General features: G+C 53.6%; 18 protein-coding genes and 1 riboswitch. Of the genes, 8 read left to right on the top strand and 10 right to left on the bottom strand.

The window, feature by feature from the left end:
* Positions 1-310, bottom strand: a 310-nt coding sequence (locus CU041_RS20810) for a hypothetical protein (RefSeq protein WP_212733790.1), incomplete at its 3' end; no start/stop codon positions are given.
* 83 nt (positions 311-393) lie between these two features.
* On the opposite strand from CU041_RS20810, the gene CU041_RS11475 reads away from it, so the two are divergent.
* Complete coding sequence (locus CU041_RS11475; RefSeq protein ID WP_068517748.1) at positions 394-1,143, top strand: glycerophosphodiester phosphodiesterase family protein; 750 nt, start codon at positions 394-396, stop codon at positions 1,141-1,143.
* 108 nt (positions 1,144-1,251) lie between these two features.
* Entirely contained in the window at positions 1,252-2,679 is a 1,428-nt protein-coding gene (locus tag CU041_RS11470; protein WP_101246994.1) for an MATE family efflux transporter, read from the top strand.
* A 99-nt stretch (positions 2,680-2,778) separates the two neighbouring features.
* On the opposite strand, the gene CU041_RS11465 is transcribed toward CU041_RS11470, so the two are convergent.
* Positions 2,779-4,044: a hypothetical protein gene (locus CU041_RS11465; protein WP_101246993.1), complete on the bottom strand. Its 1,266-nt coding sequence runs from the start codon at positions 4,042-4,044 to the stop codon at positions 2,779-2,781.
* 140 nt (positions 4,045-4,184) lie between these two features.
* Complete coding sequence (locus tag CU041_RS11460; protein ID WP_068517844.1) at positions 4,185-5,144, bottom strand: helix-turn-helix transcriptional regulator; 960 nt, start codon at positions 5,142-5,144, stop codon at positions 4,185-4,187.
* Between the two features lie 247 nt (positions 5,145-5,391).
* Here CU041_RS11460 and CU041_RS11455 point away from each other — a divergent pair, with 247 nt between their 5' ends.
* Genes CU041_RS11455 through CU041_RS11445 form a run of 3 tightly spaced genes read left to right on the top strand, consistent with a single transcriptional unit; the run spans position 5,392 to position 7,244 of the window.
* Entirely contained in the window at positions 5,392-5,868 is a 477-nt protein-coding gene (locus tag CU041_RS11455) for a low molecular weight protein-tyrosine-phosphatase (RefSeq protein WP_101246992.1), read from the top strand.
* A 14-nt stretch (positions 5,869-5,882) separates the two neighbouring features.
* Positions 5,883-6,743 carry a fructosamine kinase family protein gene (locus tag CU041_RS11450; RefSeq protein WP_101246991.1) on the top strand — a complete coding sequence of 287 codons (861 nt, stop codon included), beginning with the start codon at positions 5,883-5,885 and terminating at the stop codon, positions 6,741-6,743.
* Between the two features lie 51 nt (positions 6,744-6,794).
* Positions 6,795-7,244, top strand: a complete 450-nt coding sequence (locus CU041_RS11445) for a c-type cytochrome (protein WP_170310205.1) — start codon at positions 6,795-6,797, stop codon at positions 7,242-7,244.
* Positions 7,245-7,334: 90 nt separating this feature from the next.
* Here the strand turns inward: CU041_RS11445 and folE are convergent, their stop codons facing one another.
* The 3 genes from folE to metZ form a co-directional block, all read right to left on the bottom strand.
* Entirely contained in the window at positions 7,335-7,925 is a 591-nt protein-coding gene (gene folE / locus CU041_RS11440; protein WP_068517759.1) for a GTP cyclohydrolase I FolE, read from the bottom strand.
* A gap of 69 nt (positions 7,926-7,994) precedes the next feature.
* A complete protein-coding gene (apaG, locus tag CU041_RS11435; protein ID WP_101246989.1) occupies positions 7,995-8,387 on the bottom strand; it encodes a Co2+/Mg2+ efflux protein ApaG in 393 nt (130 codons plus the stop codon).
* A gap of 222 nt (positions 8,388-8,609) precedes the next feature.
* Positions 8,610-9,812, bottom strand: coding sequence for an O-succinylhomoserine sulfhydrylase (gene metZ / locus CU041_RS11430; protein ID WP_101246988.1), 1,203 nt, complete (start codon positions 9,810-9,812; stop codon positions 8,610-8,612).
* Positions 9,813-9,891: 79 nt separating this feature from the next.
* A riboswitch (SAM riboswitch) is annotated at positions 9,892-9,966 on the bottom strand.
* 258 nt (positions 9,967-10,224) lie between these two features.
* Here metZ and CU041_RS11425 point away from each other — a divergent pair.
* The 3 genes from CU041_RS11425 to CU041_RS11415 all read left to right on the top strand — a co-directional run bounded on the left by CU041_RS11425 (position 10,225) and on the right by CU041_RS11415 (position 13,969).
* Positions 10,225-10,989: a TVP38/TMEM64 family protein gene (locus CU041_RS11425; protein WP_233433087.1), complete on the top strand. Its 765-nt coding sequence runs from the start codon at positions 10,225-10,227 to the stop codon at positions 10,987-10,989.
* Complete coding sequence (locus CU041_RS11420) at positions 10,982-12,409, top strand: dihydrolipoyl dehydrogenase family protein (protein ID WP_101246986.1); 1,428 nt, start codon at positions 10,982-10,984, stop codon at positions 12,407-12,409. Before CU041_RS11425 ends, CU041_RS11420 begins: the two co-directional genes overlap by 8 nt.
* 75 nt (positions 12,410-12,484) lie before the next feature.
* On the top strand, positions 12,485-13,969 hold the full coding sequence (locus CU041_RS11415) for a sensor histidine kinase (protein WP_101246985.1): 1,485 nt from the start codon (positions 12,485-12,487) through the stop codon (positions 13,967-13,969).
* A gap of 404 nt (positions 13,970-14,373) precedes the next feature.
* Here CU041_RS11415 and CU041_RS11410 read toward each other — a convergent pair whose 3' ends face one another.
* The 4 genes from CU041_RS11410 to CU041_RS11395 form a co-directional block, all read right to left on the bottom strand.
* Complete coding sequence (locus CU041_RS11410; protein ID WP_101246984.1) at positions 14,374-14,982, bottom strand: DNA-3-methyladenine glycosylase I; 609 nt, start codon at positions 14,980-14,982, stop codon at positions 14,374-14,376.
* Positions 14,983-14,985: 3 nt separating this feature from the next.
* Positions 14,986-15,273: a YciI family protein gene (locus tag CU041_RS11405; RefSeq protein ID WP_101246983.1), complete on the bottom strand. Its 288-nt coding sequence runs from the start codon at positions 15,271-15,273 to the stop codon at positions 14,986-14,988.
* Positions 15,274-15,288: 15 nt separating this feature from the next.
* Positions 15,289-15,870, bottom strand: coding sequence for a TetR/AcrR family transcriptional regulator (locus tag CU041_RS11400; RefSeq protein WP_101246982.1), 582 nt, complete (start codon positions 15,868-15,870; stop codon positions 15,289-15,291).
* Positions 15,871-16,016: 146 nt separating this feature from the next.
* Positions 16,017-17,483 carry a TrkH family potassium uptake protein gene (locus CU041_RS11395; RefSeq protein ID WP_228195114.1) on the bottom strand — a complete coding sequence of 489 codons (1,467 nt, stop codon included), beginning with the start codon at positions 17,481-17,483 and terminating at the stop codon, positions 16,017-16,019.
* Positions 17,484-17,590: the final 107 nt, after the last annotated feature.

Genomic DNA, 17,590 nt, shown 5'->3' with positions numbered 1-17,590 from the left:
AACGCTGACCTGTAAATACCTTTTTTGAAGATTCATCGAGATTTTCAGAGATTGTTTTTTCCATCCCCGAAACGGTCCGCGCAAACCCTTGGCTTTCGGGGTTTTCACTGAGTGCGCATCTATATGCATAGCTTGATCCACATGCGCGCATAACACCAGAAACTGCCGATTTATTCGACTCTGACGCGCCAATTAGAATATGGAGTCCAATGACTTCGTCCCCGGAACCCCAAAGAAGGCGTTCAAATCGCAACAAGATTTTCGCTTTTTCATGGAAACCAACTGGCGTAAGAGAATCATCAGTCCGCATTGGCAATGCAGGGAGATGACCGGACCATCCCCATACCCCACGAATTCGCATTGCGCCCCTTGCTGTTAAAAAGGCCAAAAACCGTGATCGATATCCCGCACATTGTCGCCCACCGTGGTGCATCAATTGAAGCACCGGAAAACACCATTGCCGCATTCCGGGTTGCTGGTGCCCGCGGCGCCAAATGGGTCGAGTGCGATGTAACGCTGAGTTCCGATGACAAATGCGTCCTTATTCATGACGACACACTTGAACGGACCAGCAACGGAACAGGGCCGATCCATGCCAGCAATCTTGCCGCCCTGCGCGAGCTTGATGCCGGCGGCTGGTTTTCGGACATATATAAGGGGGAGCGCATCCCGACCCTTACCGATACGCTTGAGACCCTTTATTTCATGGATATGGGGGCCAATCTTGAAATCAAGCCGTCGGGATGTGATCCGGTGCGCCTGTGTCACGAGGTGATCGCTGAACTGAAGCGAGCAAAGGCATTACCGATCCTGATTTCGAGCTTTGACGATGTTGCGGTTGCCGAAATGCGCAAGCATGCACCGGAGATTCCCTGTGGCTGGCTGCTTGAGACTCTGCCCAAGGAATGGAAGGCAGAATATGATCGACTTGGCGCATCGGCCATTCATATTGACCATGCTGCTCTGACCCCGGTCAGCGCAGCCGAGATTGTCGATGCCGGTGTTCCGTTGGTTTGTTATACCATCAATGATGTCGACCGGGCGAAGGAGCTGTTTTCGTGGGGGGTCACATCGGTCATTACCGACGACCCGGCCAAGTTGCTGTTGGCAATCCCGCGACGTCCCTTTGCCGCTCACAGATAATACAGATAACAGTGTCCGTACCGGACCATAATAAGAGCATCCGGATCCGTGTAACAGGCAGCGCCACCCCATTGCCTGCGCCACCGGGTGCAAAAAGGAAACGTATATATGACAATCGCCCCACAAGACGGGACCGTGGCACCACCGCCGCCGGATCCTGCGGCATCCCCCACACCGCTTTATCCCGACAACCGGGTCAAGCGCCATCTAAGTGAGCTTTTCCGGCTTGCCCTTCCTGTGACCATTGCACGGTTGGGCATGCTGATCATGTCCGTTGTCGATACCATTGTAGTTGGCAATTATGACAGTGCGGGGCTTGCCTATCTTAACGTTGCACATGCACCATTTACGTCATTGATGGTAACCGGTATTGGCCTGTTGACCGGGGTGATGATCCTGACATCCCATGCAAAGGGGCGCGAAGACTGGCAGGAAGCCGGATCGGTATGGCGTTATGCCATGCCCTATACCATTCTGATCGGTCTTTTGTTTACCTTCCTGACATGGCAGGCCGAATGGCTGTTTGTGGTAACGGGCCAGCCCGATGATATTGCGACCGAGGCCGGTCATCTTGCGATCATTCTGTCAATCGGGATGCCGGCAGCGCTGATCTATACGACCTGCGCCTTTTTCCTTGAAGGGTTGCAACGCCCCCTGCCGGGCATGATCGTCATGATCATCGCCAATCTTATCAATCTGGTTCTTGATTACGGATTGGTCTATGGGGCATTCGGCTTGCCCGAACTTGGGGCTGAGGGTGCTGCCTGGACATCAAGCGTTATTCGCTGGACCATGGCCCTGATCCTGCTTGGTTATGTTCTGGTCATGAAGGGGCATGATCAGTATGGCATCAGGAATGGATTTGCCGGATGGTGGCGCGGATCGCGCGATGCCCGACATCTTGGCTATGCCGCAGGCGCAAGCCAGGGCATGGAGACAAGTGCCTTTGCGGCGATGCAACTTTTTGCCGGCCGCCTTGGCGTTATCGCCGCCGCAAGTTATGGCATCGCGATGACCATGCTCGCACTTATGTTCATGGTGGCACTTGGACTGGCGTCTGCAACATCTGTCAGGGTCGGGATAGCCTATGGCCGTCGGGACCGGCCGGATATGGCATTGGCTGGCTGGATCGGATTGTTGACCACGATGATTGTCATGTTCGGGTTAAGCATCCCGCTTTATCTGTTCCCGGGCGGGGTTTCACATCTGTTCACACAAGATATCAATGTCATTGCAACCACGGTTTCGGTTCTGGTTCTGATGCCGATTATTTTCCCGACCGATGGCGGGCAAAATGCCGCGATCAGTGCATTACGTGGTGCTGGTGACAAATGGGCGCCGACCGTCCTGCATCTGGTGTCTTATATCTTTGTGATGATCCCGGCTGGATATTACCTGACATTCGAGCGCGATATGGGGGTACGTGGCCTGTTCTGGGGCATCGTGATCGCAAGTCTGGTGGCGGTTTGCGGTTTGGCAATACGGTTTGCCATTGTTTCGCGTCGCGCAATCCCGGCCTATGTGGCGCGCAGTTGATCCGCCATATGTTCAAACGAAAATCCCTGCAATGAAAAGGCCCGCCTGTGTGCTCAGGCGGGCCTTCGTTATTTATGCGCAGACTTGGGTTTTTGATGCTTAGGAGCGCGTCGCATCAAACTTGCGCCGCGGCATCAACAGATCGCAAAATGGCAGGACCAGCGTATCAAAAGCCGAAGCAGCCCGTGCGGCATCGATGCGAATAATGTGCTGTTCGATATCGCGCTGTGTCGCCAATTCACCAAGCGGGGCCAATTCGGGCAGCGCATCAACAAGGGTCGTATAAAATTCGATCTGGTCGGCCCTGGCCGTCCCCGAAGCAAGATTGCCAAGATGGTTATAAAGCGCCATGGCCAGGAACCAGCGACAATAAGGCATCAATCCATGAAGGATTTCGGCACGTTGTTGTGGTTGAAGATATTGTTGCAGATCACTGTCAAGCCACACCGCATTTTGCACACCGGCAATAAAAGCATTGCGCAAAGCCGGATATTCGTCGGTGAAAAAGACCGTCGTCAGCCAGCCTGACAGTTCATCAAGTGACGTACGCCGGCTTTCCGGTGTGCCATCAGCAGTAAAATCAAGAGCCGGCATCGGCGGCTTCCCCGACATGGCAAGACTTGCCACCGCCGGATCAATCAGGGCATTGGCAAGCCACGCCTGATGCCAGATTCGCATCGGTCTGAAGAAAGGCTCTTTTTCAGACCCGCCAGCATCGATCCAGCTTTCGATCAAATGCGCGCGGCCAAGACAAATACCCAGACGCAATGCGTCTTCAAACCCCATGCCCCCGACAAGCAACGGATCCCCCAGCATGTCTTCGAGGAGCGGCAGGCTTGTTGCAACGTGATCGGCACGAAGCCCGGCACCGAGCGGCTGATAAAAAGCCGCACCATCACCATGGGCAAGAACCGTGCGCGCATGCTTGGCAAACTTTCCCCAGAAAACCAACCGAACCGGTTCGGCACGCTTGCGCCAAAGCGGGCGGGTCAAATGCCAGTTTTCCGTTTCAAATTCGGCAAGCGACATCATGTCGACAAGACGGGCCAACGGTTTTGCCACCGCCTGTTCCAGTGCATCCACATCGCCAACATGACCGATCGAAAGCCGCCATCCCGGTTGTTCATGGGGGTGGCGATCAAGCCAAAGCATGGCAAATCCCGATGCACCGGCACGTTCGCCAGATGGCGCAACCAGATCAAAGAAAAGGGAAAGTGCGGATGGAATGTCGGGTACCAGATGGTCAGGCAATGCATCCCCAACCACCCAGGTCTTGACCGTTACATCATCGGCATCGGGCCGGTCATGAAAACGCGGCGGCAAAAAGCCGGCATATTGGTTGGCAGAACTCAGTGCGTCGGTCATGGCAGCCTCGTAAATACAAGCGGGATAAGGTTCGCGCCGTCTGTTTGGTGCTGATACCCAACGCGATCAGTCAGGTCAATGAGATGCGCGCGCCATAGCGGTGCACCCAGATGACTGCAATCGACAAGTTTGTGCTGTTCCTATGCCCGTGTGAGCCCGGCATGCCCGATGCTTGCTTCGCGATAAACAGATGGTGGCATTGCCATCAAGCGTCTGAAATCCCGGGAAAAATGCGCATTGTCTGTAAAGCCGCACCAAAAGCCGATTTCCCCAACCGACAGTGTCGTGCCACATAAAAGACGACATGCTTCGCGCACGCGGACCAAACGCAAAATATCAGAAAACCGACTGCTGGCCTGTTGCAGGCGTCGCTGCAACGTGCGGCCGGATGTTTCAAGTGCCGCTGCGACTTCGTCGATTGTCCAACTGCGTCCGATATCCTGTTCAAGGATTGCAAAAAGCTGCCTGACAATCGGCCGTTGCGCACCAATTGCCGGCGCGGTTCCAGGCATATTGGCCAAGAAAGGATAGGACGAAGAGACCGGCTCAAAACTGTTCCAGTTGATGCGGAAACGAAGCCCGCGACCGGTAAAGTCGAGCTTGTTATTGATACGGCCCTTGCGCATGACACGGATGGCGGGGCCGTGGCTTGGCAAAATCGTGCTGTCGATATTTTCGGCACCGACAGCTTCGAGAAGGCCGATTAAAAATCCCTGAAGAAGAAGGTTTTCAACCCGTGCAGGCGGCTGTCCGCGCACAACACCGCGATGGATGCTCATGGATTTTCCGGTAATTGAAAATTCGCTGCGTGCACGGGCGTGGGAATAACCTTCCAGACGGCGCCAACGATCGGCAATGACCGCCGGTGTTGCCGAATGACGCAACATTGTCAGGATCGGTTCCTGTTCCTTGGCAGCGAGATGCCGACCAAGGCGCACCAGAACCGCCGGACCATTTGATTCTTCGAGCGCGAGCATGATGCTGCGCAGCTTGGCAGATGTGACAACGGTGCCCGCCGGGACCAGATCATACCCGCGCGGCAACCAAGCCAATTGCCGGATCAGGGCAACATGCAATCCGAAAGAAACAAATTCCTGCATCTAAACACGCCAAAATTCCAAGTTTGGCGCGATCATACAAACTATTGACTGCACTGTCAGCGGACGATCCAAAATGTCACGAAGCTGTTACATAACAGTATCTTCATCAGGACTTCCAATCAGCCAGACAGATAATGAACAGATGACGGATACAGGATGAGCATATGGCGGAACGCCACATATTGCCCGAACCGCCCGTGCATGTCAGTCTGGGCCATTCCGAATTCACATTTAACGGACATATGGCGTGATCAAGGTTCTTTTTGTCTGTACCGGCAACATTTGTCGGTCCCCCACCGCAGACGGGGTTTTCCGTAAAATTGTTGACCAGGCGGGACTTTCCAACGAAATCGGCATTGATAGCTGCGGGTTGTCTGCCTATCACGTTGGTGAATTGCCAGATCCCCGATCACGGGAAATGGCCGAAAGCCGCGGCTATGATCTGAACGATATCCGGTCCCGCAAAATCAAGCCAAGCGACTATATACAGTTCGACTACATTCTGGCGATGGATGATGGCCATTTGCGCGACATGCGTCGTCAGGCCCCGTCGGAACATCAACATCGCATCGAGCTGTTTCTGGATTACCACCCCGAAATGGCCGGGCAAAGTGTGCCCGATCCATATTATGGTGGCAGCAACGGGTTTGTCCGCGTGTTCGACATGATCGAAGAAACGTCAAACAATCTGTTGTCCCATATCCGTAAACAGCACGGCTTGTAACACAGCCACCAAAGATGGACAGAAATGCCGCAACATCACTGATTGAACGTTTGACCGGCTGCCCGGTCAAACAGATTACCCACATGTCTGGCGGTTCCTTTGCCGAGGTCATCCGGCTGGATCTGAGCGATGGCCGATCAGTTGTCGCAAAGATTGCAAGCAGCGGCAAAGGCGATCTTGAAACAGAGGCAGAAATGTTGCGCTATTTCGCGAAACATTCCCCGATTGCCTGTCCTGATGTCATTCATGCTGACCAAGACTGTCTGGTGATGACCTATGTCGCAAATGACAACCGGATGTCACAAAGCGTTCAGCGTGATCTGGCAGTCCAGCTTGCCGCACAGCATCAGGTCACTGCTCCGAAATTCGGTCTTGCGTTTGACACCCTGATCGGGGGATTGCACCAGCCCAACAGGTTCGAGCAAAGCTGGGTAACCTTTTTCGGGGAGAATCGCCTGCGACACATGGCGCAGGCAGCTCATCGCGAGGGGCAATTGCCCGCACCGCTGACTGTGCGGATTGATCACCTTATCCAGCGGCTCGATCATTTCATTGATGACAAACCACAAAGTTCGCTTCTGCATGGAGACCTTTGGGGTGGAAATATCCTGTGTCAGGATGGGCGGGTTGCGGCCCTGATTGATCCGGCAATTTATTATGGTGACCGCGAAATCGAGCTGGCCTTCGGGACACTGTTTGGCGATCTGAGACCGGATTTTTTTGGGCAATATCATGAAATTTTGCCAATCGCGCCAGGGTTCTTTGAAGAACGCAGGGATTTGTATAATCTTTATCCGCTACTGGTGCATGTGCGCCTGTTTGGTGCGCCATATGTCAGATCGGTTGAAAACATCCTTGAGCGATTTGGCGTTTAAGAGAGACCGCCTTTATCCAAAACAATTGTCGAAATACAGGGGACGAGAGAGTTGAAATTTCTAGCAGGAGCCGCCCTGGCACTTTCCATGACGGTCAGCATTGCCGCCATCGCCCATGAAGGTGCGAGCGGCGTTGTCAAAGAACGCATGGATGGCATGAAAGCCATCGGCCAGCAGGTCAAGATCATGGTACCGATGATGAAAGGCACATTGCCTTATGATCCGGCCAAGGTCGCCCAATCAGCCGAAATCATTGAACGTCACGCCGGTGAAAACTTCACCAGCCTGTTCCCGGAAGGCAGCGACGGAAAGCCATCAGAAGCCCATGCCGATATCTGGTCGGACTGGTCAAAATTCAACGACCTTGCCATCGAGCTTGAAACCAGTGCATCGGAACTCAAAACGGTTGCAGCCAATAACGGCTCGGAAGATGCCTTCAAGGGCGCGCTGGGCTCGGTCTTGCGGACCTGCAAATCCTGCCACAGCAGTTTCCGCGAATAGGCAACAGGCCTGTCGCAAGACACTGCCAATAAAAAGGCCGCAGCACCCGAAATGCTGCGGCCTTTTTCATTCAATATGCTATCGGCGCGATTAGCGACCGATCATCGCGAAAAATTCACGACGGGTAATCGGATCATCGCGGAATGCACCAAGCATCCGGCTGGTGACCATTGATACGCCGGTTTTGTGCACGCCGCGGGTGCTCATGCACTGGTGGTTGGCATCAATCACCACAGCAACACCAAGCGGATCAAGTTCTTCCTGAATGGTGTTGGCGACCTGTGCCGTCATTTTTTCCTGAATCTGCAACCGTTTGGAATAGACTTCGACAACACGGGCGAGTTTGGAAATGCCAACAACGCGCTTACGCGGCAGATAGGCGACATGTGCGACACCGATGATCGGCACCATGTGGTGTTCGCAATATGACTCAACGCGGATGTCACGCAGGACAACCATTTCGTCATAGCCGTCGGTTTCTTCAAAAGTCCGTCGCAGAATCTCGGCCGGGTCCTGCTGGTAGCCCGCAAAGAATTCGCCATAAGAACGCACCACACGATCGGGCGTCCCACGCAATCCTTCGCGGTCGGGATCGTCCCCCGCCCAGCGAAGAAGGGTCCGCACCGCATCTTCTGCTTCTTCGCGTGTTGGACGTTTCACGGCGCTATGTTCGCTGCACATACTAAATCCTTTTGTCATTTCCGTGCGGGATAAATCCCGGCTTGGTGGGGCTCCTGACCCGCTTTTATATCAGTTCACAGTATGTTGCCCATGGGGACTGTCCAGAGAAAAGGCAGGAATGGCAATATCAAAATGATTGCCGTCCATGTCCATCATCTCATAGGTCCCAACCATAAAGCCACTTGGCGTCGCCAATGGCGCACCACTGGTATAGTTGAAACGTTCCCCACCTGCGAGGACGGGCTGTTCGCCGACAACACCCGGGCCTTTGACCTCCTGGGTTTCCCCGCGTGAATCCGTAATCCGCCAGTGGCGACTAAGCAACTGGACGGTTTTGGATCCGAGGTTTTCAATCTCGATCCGATAGGCCCAAACATAGCGATGGGTATCAGGATCGGATTCATCCTCAAGGAATACGGGTTGCACCGAAACCTTGATGTCGTGGGTTACGGTCGAATACATGCACGTCTCCAGGCCAAATGTGTTCCATTCATCTTCTGTCAGCCAAGATCACAATTGATGAGCCATATGTAGACAGTCTGCATAAGAAGTACCAGTGGCCTGTCACAATAGTTGCGAAACAGTTTCGCCGCTACTGCCAGGCCGCCAGAACACCCTTCTAAAAGCAACGGCCCGCACATTGTACGGGCCGTTCCGATATCAGGATTACCGTATCACCATCCGTTATACGGAAAGGGCCGCCAGCAGATCTTCTTTCAGATCATCAATGTCTTCCAGACCAACAGACAAACGCAGCATGCCCTCGGTAATGCCCATCGTGATTTTGTCCTCGGCCGGGACACGCTGATGCGTTGTCGTCCAGGGATGGGTGGCCAGACTTTTGGCATCGCCGAGATTGTTGGATATATCAATCAGATTGAGGTTATCAAGCAACGAAAAGGCTGCTTTCTTGCCCCCGGCAAGCTCAATCGCGATCAATCCACCGCCCCGGCCAGACATCTGTTTCATTGCCAGTTCATGCTGCGGGTGACTTTTCAGTCCCGGATAGATAACGCGTGACACTTGCGGCTGTTCCGACAGGAATTCCGCCAATGCCGATGCGTTGCGGATATGCTGGTCCACACGCAGGCTAAGTGTTTCAAGACCTTTGAGAAGCACCCAGGCGTTGAACGGGCTCATGCTCGGCCCGGTGTGACGCAGGAATGTCGTCAGGTGTTCGTCATGCCATTCCTTGTCGTTAAACAGGATGGCCCCGCCAAGACAGCGCCCCTGACCATCAATATGCTTGGTCGCCGAATAGACAACAATATCAGCACCCAGTTCCATCGGTTTTTGCAGGATCGGGGTCGCAAAAACGTTATCGACCACGACTTTCGCACCTACCTTGTGCGCCAGATCGGCGATAAAGGCGATATCAAGAACTTCCAGGGTCGGGTTGGACGGCGTTTCAAGAAAGACCGCATCGGCCGGCTTGGATAGGGCTGCTTCCCATGCGGCGTGATCCGTACCATCGACCAGTTCGGTTTCAACACCAAAGCGCGGCAAAAGCGTGGTCAGGATGAATTCACAAGACCCGAACAATGCGCGCGAACCAACAACACGCCCGCCTGCCTTGGTACAGGCCGCAAGCGCATTCCACACCGCCGACATGCCAGATGCGGTCGCCCGGCAGTATTTCGCGCCTTCGAGCAACGCAAGGCGTTCCTCGAACATGTTCACGGTCGGATTTGCAAAACGTGAATAGACATAGCGTTCCGGACCACTGCCATCAAAGGAGGCTTCGGCCTCGGCGGCGGTTTCATACACATATCCGGAATTCATAAAGATGGCTTCGGACGTCTCGGAGAAACCGGTGCGCGCGGTACCACCACGAACGGAACGGGTCGCGGCACGCCAGTTATCGGAAGCCTTTTTTTCGGTCGTCATCGTCTTGCTCCTAATATGCCCGAAGATATTGGTGCGTTTCGGGCACAAAAAAACCCTGACCGGCATGAATGGGTCAGGGCCGAAGCCGTTTTACCCCTCTTTAGCGATTTTTTACGTGGCCGCAAGCCGGTCGACAAATCCCACGATGCGCAGACGATACGTCCAGATTTCCCCGACGTCAAGCACCAGACCATCAGGATTTCTGCGCAGCTTTGTCTGGATTGATGCTTTGTCGGTGATCGCGATTTCCTCACGCAATGGTGAAAGCAGTTCATAAGCTTCTTTGGAAAATTCGCTCTAATCTTGCCGAAATTAATGCAATCCTGTTTATCGGGTTTTGCTCTTCACCCCGTCACCAGATCCATGCAAGAGCGTGAATTATATGACCAAAACCAGTTCAGCGGCGCCAACAGTGTCCGACCACAAAACAGAACATACAGATCAGAATCAGGCTGCGCGCAAACCGCTTTGGCGCAGGTTGCTGCCACTTGTGGTTCTGATTTGCGGCCTGCTTGCCGCCTGGAGCAGCGGCCTTCTGGATTTGCTGTCCTTTGACACGTTACGTGACAATCGCGACCAGTTGCAGGAACTCGTTACCAGCAAACCTGTGCTCAGCATTCTGGGCTTTATGGCGATTTACGTGATTGCGGTTGCCCTGTCCTTGCCGCTTGGATCTGTTCTGACCATTTCCGGGGGCTTTTTGTTTGGTGCCGTACTCGGGACCACATATGTCGTCACTGCCGCGACCCTTGGCGCTGTCATCGTTTATCTTGCCGCGCGATACGCGTTTTACGATGTCATGCATGAGAAGGCGGGCAGCGCAATTCGGAAAATGGAAAAAGGCTTTTCCGAAAATGCCTTCAGCTATCTGATGGTCTTGCGCCTGATCCCGATATTCCCGTTCTGGCTTGTCAATCTGGTGCCGGCATTGCTCGGAGTAAAATTGCGCTCCTTTGCCATGGGAACCTTGCTTGGCATCATTCCGGGCACCTTTGTTTACGCATCCATCGGCGACGGTCTTGGTGCCCTGTTTGACCAGGGCAAGACACCCGATCTTGGCGTCATTTTCGAGCCTCGAATTCTGACCCCGATTATTGGCCTGGCTGTTCTGGCGATGCTGCCGGTTGCCTATAAGAAACTTCGCAAATCCAAAAATGAGGCCAGCTCAGATGAGTAAATTGATCAAAACCGACATCTGCGTCATTGGTGCCGGGTCTGGCGGTCTTTCGGTTGCGGCGGGGGCCGTTCAGATGGGGGCCAAGGTTGTTCTGGTTGAAAAGGGCAAAATGGGCGGTGACTGCCTGAATACCGGTTGCGTGCCCTCCAAGGCCCTTCTGGCGGCGGGTCATGCTGCCGAAAATGCACGTAAAGCTTCGCGGTTTGGCATTTCAACCGGCCCGGTAAGCGTCAATTTCGATCAGGCAATCGATCATGTTCATTCGGTAATTTCGGGCATTGCGCCCCATGATTCGGTTGAACGATTTGAAGAACTGGGCTGCGATGTCATACAGGCAGAAGGAAAATTCACAGCCCCCGACACCCTTGTTGCAGGTGACAGCACAATCAAGGCGAAGCGTTTTGTCATCGCAACCGGATCGCGCGCAGCAGTGCCCCCGATCCCCGGCCTTGATGCCGTTCCCTATTTCACCAACGAGAATATTTTTGAAAACCGTGTTTGCCCGGAACATCTGATTGTCATTGGTGGCGGTCCGATCGGACTCGAAATGGCGCAGGCCCATCAGCAACTTGGCGCCAAGGTGACCATCATTGAAATGATGTCCATTCTGCCAAAAGACGATGCAGACATGGTGTCTGTGGTCCGTGACAATATCAAATCCAGCGGCATCACCCTGTATGAAGGCAGCAAAACCAAGGAAGTCCAGTCAAACGGTGACAATGTTCGTGTCATCATTGAGCATGACGGCATCGAAATCACGCTTGAGGGCAGCCACCTTCTGCTAGCCACTGGACGCAAGCCGAATGTTGAAAATCTGGGCCTTGAGCAGGCAGGTGTTGAATATGAACGAACCGGTATCATCGTTGATGAACGCCTGCGAAGCTCGAACCGCAAGATTTTTGCGATTGGCGACGTAACCGGTGGTCTGCAATTTACCCATATGGCGGGATATGATGCTGGAATTGTCATTCGAAATGCCTTGTTCAAACTCCCGGCCAAGGTCAATTACAATGCGGTTCCCTGGGTGACCTATACCCAGCCCGAACTTGCCCAGGCTGGCATGACCGAGACCGCAGCGCGTGCCAAATATGGTGACAGTATCCGGGTTGTCCGATGGGATTATGCCGAAAATGATCGCGCCCGGGCCGAGGCAGAAACAACCGGTTTCATCAAGGTCGTCACAACCGCAAAAGGCCGCATTCTGGGTGCCGGGATCGTTGGCCGTCAGGCCGGCGAGCTGATCGGGCTCTGGTCATTCGCGATTTCACAGAAAATGAAAATCGGGGCGATTGCCGGCATGATCGCGCCTTATCCGACCATTGGTGAATTGTCCAAACGGGTTGCCGGTGCCTGGTACACTCCCAGCCTGTTTAGCGAAAAAACCCGAAAAATTGTTCGCTTCCTCCTCAAGCTTGGCTAAATGCCCGGTGTCCTCAGGACAAACAAGCTTTTGTAGCGCTGTACTTTTTTGACGGTCTCTGACTAACATCTCCTTATGGAACGGCCGCATCTTAAATTGCCCCCATGGGCCAAATCGCTTTCCGCACGCCTGCTGGTGCTGACGGTCAGTTTTGTGATGCTTGCAGAGGTCTTTGTCTTTGCCCCGTCCGTTGCGCGGTTCAGGGTCGACTGGCTTAAGGCACATCTTGATTCCGGCTATCTCGCGGCACTGGCGCTTGAAGCAACCCCCGATCAGATGATCCCCGATGATCTTGAAAAGGAACTGCTGTCAAATGCCGGGATTGAGGCCGTCATTCTGCGCCGCGAAGACCGCAAGCTTCTTTTGCAACGCGATGACATGCCCGCCAAGGTCGACAAGAACGTCAATCTGACCAACTTTTCCATCCCGATGGCGGTAATGGAAGGCTTGGCAACCTTGGCACAAACCGAAGACCGCATGCTGCGTGTCATCGGTATGCCGTCAATGGCACCGGATTTCGAAATTGAAATTCTGGTTCATGAAAAAGCACTGACCAAGGCAATGCGCAATTTTGGCTGGCGGGTGTTTGGCCTGTCGCTGATGATTTCGTTCTTTACGGCTGGTCTGGTCTATTTTGCCCTCAATCGGTTGCTGGTGCGTCCAATGCGCACACTGACACATGACATGATCCGGTTTCGCGAAAATCCCCAGGACAAATCATCGCTGATCACACCGGGTCTGCGCGATGATGAAATCGGTGTCGCCCGTCAGGAGCTGGCCATCATGCAGCAAGACATCCAGGCGATGCTCAATCAGCGCCGACGTCTGGCTGCTTTGGGAACGGCGGCCACCAAAATCAGTCATGATTTGCGCAATGCACTGGCGACATCGATGCTGATGACCGAACAGCTCGCCAAAAGTCAGGATGACGAAGTCCGCGCAGTTGTGCCCCGACTGCTGTCTTCGATGGAGCGCGCGGTTTATATCAGCGAGCAAACATTGTCCTTTGCCCGCGAAACCCCGGCACCTCGTGATCTGGCGAAATTCACGCTGATTGAGCTGATCGAGGAGATCCGCGATCAGATTCTGTTGCAGAAATCGGAAAACCTGATGGATGGGGCCGCTGGTCGTGATCTTGGCGATAAAGACGAACCCTGCACCGCGCGCATCGACATCGATTTGCCCGACGATGTAATGCTTGAGGCAGATTATGACATGCTGTTTCGCGCCTTCAGCAACCTGATCCGCAACCCGCTCGAAGCGGGGGCAGACATCGTTACTGTCACATGGTCAAATCCGATTGCCGGAAAAACAAGCGACGAATCGGATCAATCGCGCAGTTTCATTGATGTTCTGATCAAGGATAATGGCCCCGGACTGCCCGAAAAGGCGATCAAAAATCTGTTCGTTCCCTTTGCCGGAAGTGGTCGCAAAGGCGGCACCGGCTTGGGGCTTGCCATCGCGCGGGAGTTGATAAGCACACATAATGGCGAACTTCGCCTCGTTGCAACAGGCCCGGACGGCGCTGTTTTCGGTGTAAAACTGCCGATAATCACCTGATTTTGCTGCATTGCCCTATCGCAATGCGTCATATTGATAGTTTAAATCTATCAAAACATTTTTTATATTCAATTTTATCTTGGGAATGATCTTTGGCACCTTGTCTTCAAGGCGATGCCGGGCCGAAATCCCGATCCCCGATCCGCTCCTGACCCAAGGCTCGGTATCGCCTGATTGATTTCCCTGATCGGTCAATCACCTGCAAGAAGATCCCAAAAGCGTTGATTTTTGAAATAGACGCGCCTTGCGGTTGATAGAAACGATCAGACAGCCGAATAATCCTTGCCGGATTATCATCGAGGGGCCATTCAAACGGTCCCTGACCCTCAACCCCTTGCTCCCCCCGGGCAAGGGGTGTCTTTTTATCGGAACAGATTCTGGGTCTGCCTGATCAGTGTTCCATCCTAAAGCGGACGCACGAATGACTTGCGGATGTCTTCGATTTTCGGCCTCAAAAAACAGCCCTTCGCATGGTCATTGACCAACCCCATTGCCTGCATGAAGGCAAAAACGGTTGTCGGTCCGACAAATTTCCAACCCCGTTTTTTCAAGTCTTTTGACAAGGCCACCGATGTCGGAGATGTCGACATTGTCTGCGGGGTCGCGATTTCCGTCGGGTCCGGTTCAAATCGCCAGAAATAGGCGGCAAGCGATCCTTCGCGTTCGACCATTTCACAGGCACGCTGTGCGTTATTGATCGTTGCCTCGATCTTGCCGCGATGGCGAATGATCCCTGCATCTTGCAAAAGACGCGCTATGTCCGTTTCATCAAACTGCACAACACGATGAAAATCAAAATCCGCAAAGGCGGCTCTGAAATTTTCGCGCTTTGACAAAATGGTGCGCCAACTCAGTCCCGACTGGAAACCCTCCAGACAGATCTTTTCGAACAGACGTCGATCATCCGTAACCGGAAATCCCCATTCGGTATCATGATATGTGTTGAATTCCGGTGCTGCATCACACCATGAACACCGGCATTTCCCGTCCGGCCCGATCACAATCCTGTCCATTGCTCACGCCTTTAAAAATTCAAGCCGCGGATCGGTCTGCCCGGGCGCAATTTCAATGATTTCTGCCGATACGATGCCTTCAATCACAAACGGATCCTGATCGACCCGGACCTGAAGATCTTCACGCGTGACGCCATGGGCAAGAACCGCGCCACCCAAATTGGGCTGTAAACTTCCGACAACCAGAAACACGCTGTCCGCCAATCCCTTCTGGATCCAGGATTTATGACCGTCCATAAATTCTCCGGCACGGCTGCGGTTTTCCGCAAATTTAAGCAATACGACAAACATCTTTGCATTCCCTGTTCACGATTGAGCAGATCTGTTGAGATCGGCGATCTGGCCATCAAGCCAGTCACACATCAGCGTCACTTCACTTTGAAGAAACCCTTTGTCGTCAAAGGCGTTTGCAAGGGTGGCGACACCTTGACTGCGCCCAAGAATATGCATTGCCAATCCATCGGATTTGGCGCCAAAGCCAAGGGCCGAAAACTGCCGGCCCAACCAGGTCCGAAACAGGGTAAATAACCCGGCGGCATCGCTTTGCGCCGAATGGTTAAGCTTTGCCAGCTCCGATGACAGGGTGCCAACCGGGCAGCCGAACTTTCGGATCTTCTCACCATTGACGATCAGGATATGGATAAAGCTTCGGATACGCTCAGCCGGGTCGTTGCCAGTGACTTCCCAGTGGTCAAGCATCTGTTCGGTATTCGCCAGGCGCTGATTGATCACTGCATCAAGGATGTCATCCTTGGTTTTGAAGTGATGGTAAAAATTGCCCCGTGAAATACCAACCGCACTTGCGATATCGGCAAAGGAAGTTGCTTCGAACCCTTGCTGATAAAAAAGACGATCTGCTGTCTCGATGATCCGATCGCGCGTTGACATTGCTTTCCCTGCTTTTGAACGGCTAGGACATATGTCCTATTTCAAAGATTAGGTCAATTGTCCTAATTCGTCAACAGGCCCGAATCAAAACACCCGCAGGCGCGATACCTGCGGGTGTTTAAAATCATCGAACAAAGGACGATCGATCAGTCGCGCCAGAAGGCCGGGAACAACAGAACCAAGACCGTAAAGACTTCCAGGCGCCCGATCAGCATCCCGATCGACATCAACCATTTTGCCCCGTCCGGGAGGGTCGCAAAGTTCCCCGATGGCCCGACAATCGGGCCAAGGCCCGGACCAACATTGGCAATGGCCGTGCCGGCACTGGAAACCGCTGTAATGAAGTCCAGCCCCATCGCCCCAAGGGCCGCTGCCAACACAACAAAGCAGAACACAAACAGGAAGAAGAAGCTCAAAACAGATTCTGTAACATCTTCGGAAAGTGGTTTGCGGTTGTAATAGGCAATGAACACCCCGTGCGGCCGCAACATGTGCGACAACTGAATTTTGGCGATCTCATAAAGCACCTGAAGACGGAAGATCTTGACCCCGCAGGTCGTCGACCCTGCACAGCCCCCGACAAACATCACAAAGAAGAACACCGTTACCGCGAATGGCCCCCAAAGGCCGTAATCGGTCGTCGCATAACCCGTTCCGGTCATCACCGACACAATGTTGAATGATGTATAGCGCAAGGCATGAAGGAACGGCACACCATTGGTTTCCGAATGCCAGAACGCCAATCCGACAATGATCGAAACGGCAATGGTCAAGAACCAACGGACCTGACTGTCGCGGAAAAGTGCATTGCCCTGCCCGCGCAACATCTGCAAATACAGAATGAATGGCAATGCACCCGTCGCCATGCCAAGCGTGATGATGACGTCAATTGCGGCGCTGTCGAAATGCCCGACCGATGCATCCTTGGTCGAAAAACCGCCTGTGGCAATCGTGGTCATGGCATGGGCAATCGCATCAAACGGCGTCATGCCCGCCCACCACAACAGGATCGCCCAAAGTGCTGTGAAACTCAGATACAGCATGGCGATGCCCATGGCGATCTGGGTCGCGCGTGGGAATGCCTTGTCCGACTTGTCGGAGTTTTCCATACGGAAAAGCTGCATCCCGCCAACGCGCAGCATCGGCATGACGGCAATCGCCATCACAATGATCCCGATCCCGCCGAGCCACTGCAACAATGCGCGCCACAACAAAATTCCCGGCGGGGCCGTATCAAGCCCGACAATAACGGTCGACCCGGTGGTCGAGATTCCCGACATCGCTTCGAAAAACGCATCGGTATAGGACATATCAAGGTCGGAAAAGGCAAAGGGCAGCGCAGATGCCGCCGTCAGAACCACCCAGCTCAAGGTCGTCAGGATGAAAGCCTGACGCGAATTGATCTTCAGATTGTCCATCCGGTTCATCATGATCAATGCACCGCCGACAAACAGCGAAACGAATGATGCCGCGGAAAACACGATCCAGTCCGACTGACCGTAATAAAGGTCAACCAGTGCCGGCACGAACATGCCTATGGAAAGCGTGCACAACAAAATGCCGACAATGAAAAGAATAGGACGGAAATCAATCAATGAAACGCCTCTTGGCATATAGTGCCGCATCTCCCCCCGGATGCTGCGGCATGATGCATTTGCTGTTCTGGTTTCAGGGGCAGCCCCAAAGGGCACTGCATAACCGAAATTGCGGACAACATGTA

The sequence above is a fragment of the Thalassospira povalilytica genome (assembly GCF_002844235.1).
Taxonomy (GTDB): Bacteria; Pseudomonadota; Alphaproteobacteria; order Rhodospirillales; family Thalassospiraceae; genus Thalassospira; species Thalassospira povalilytica.
This window is presented reverse-complemented; position numbering and strand designations above follow the sequence as displayed.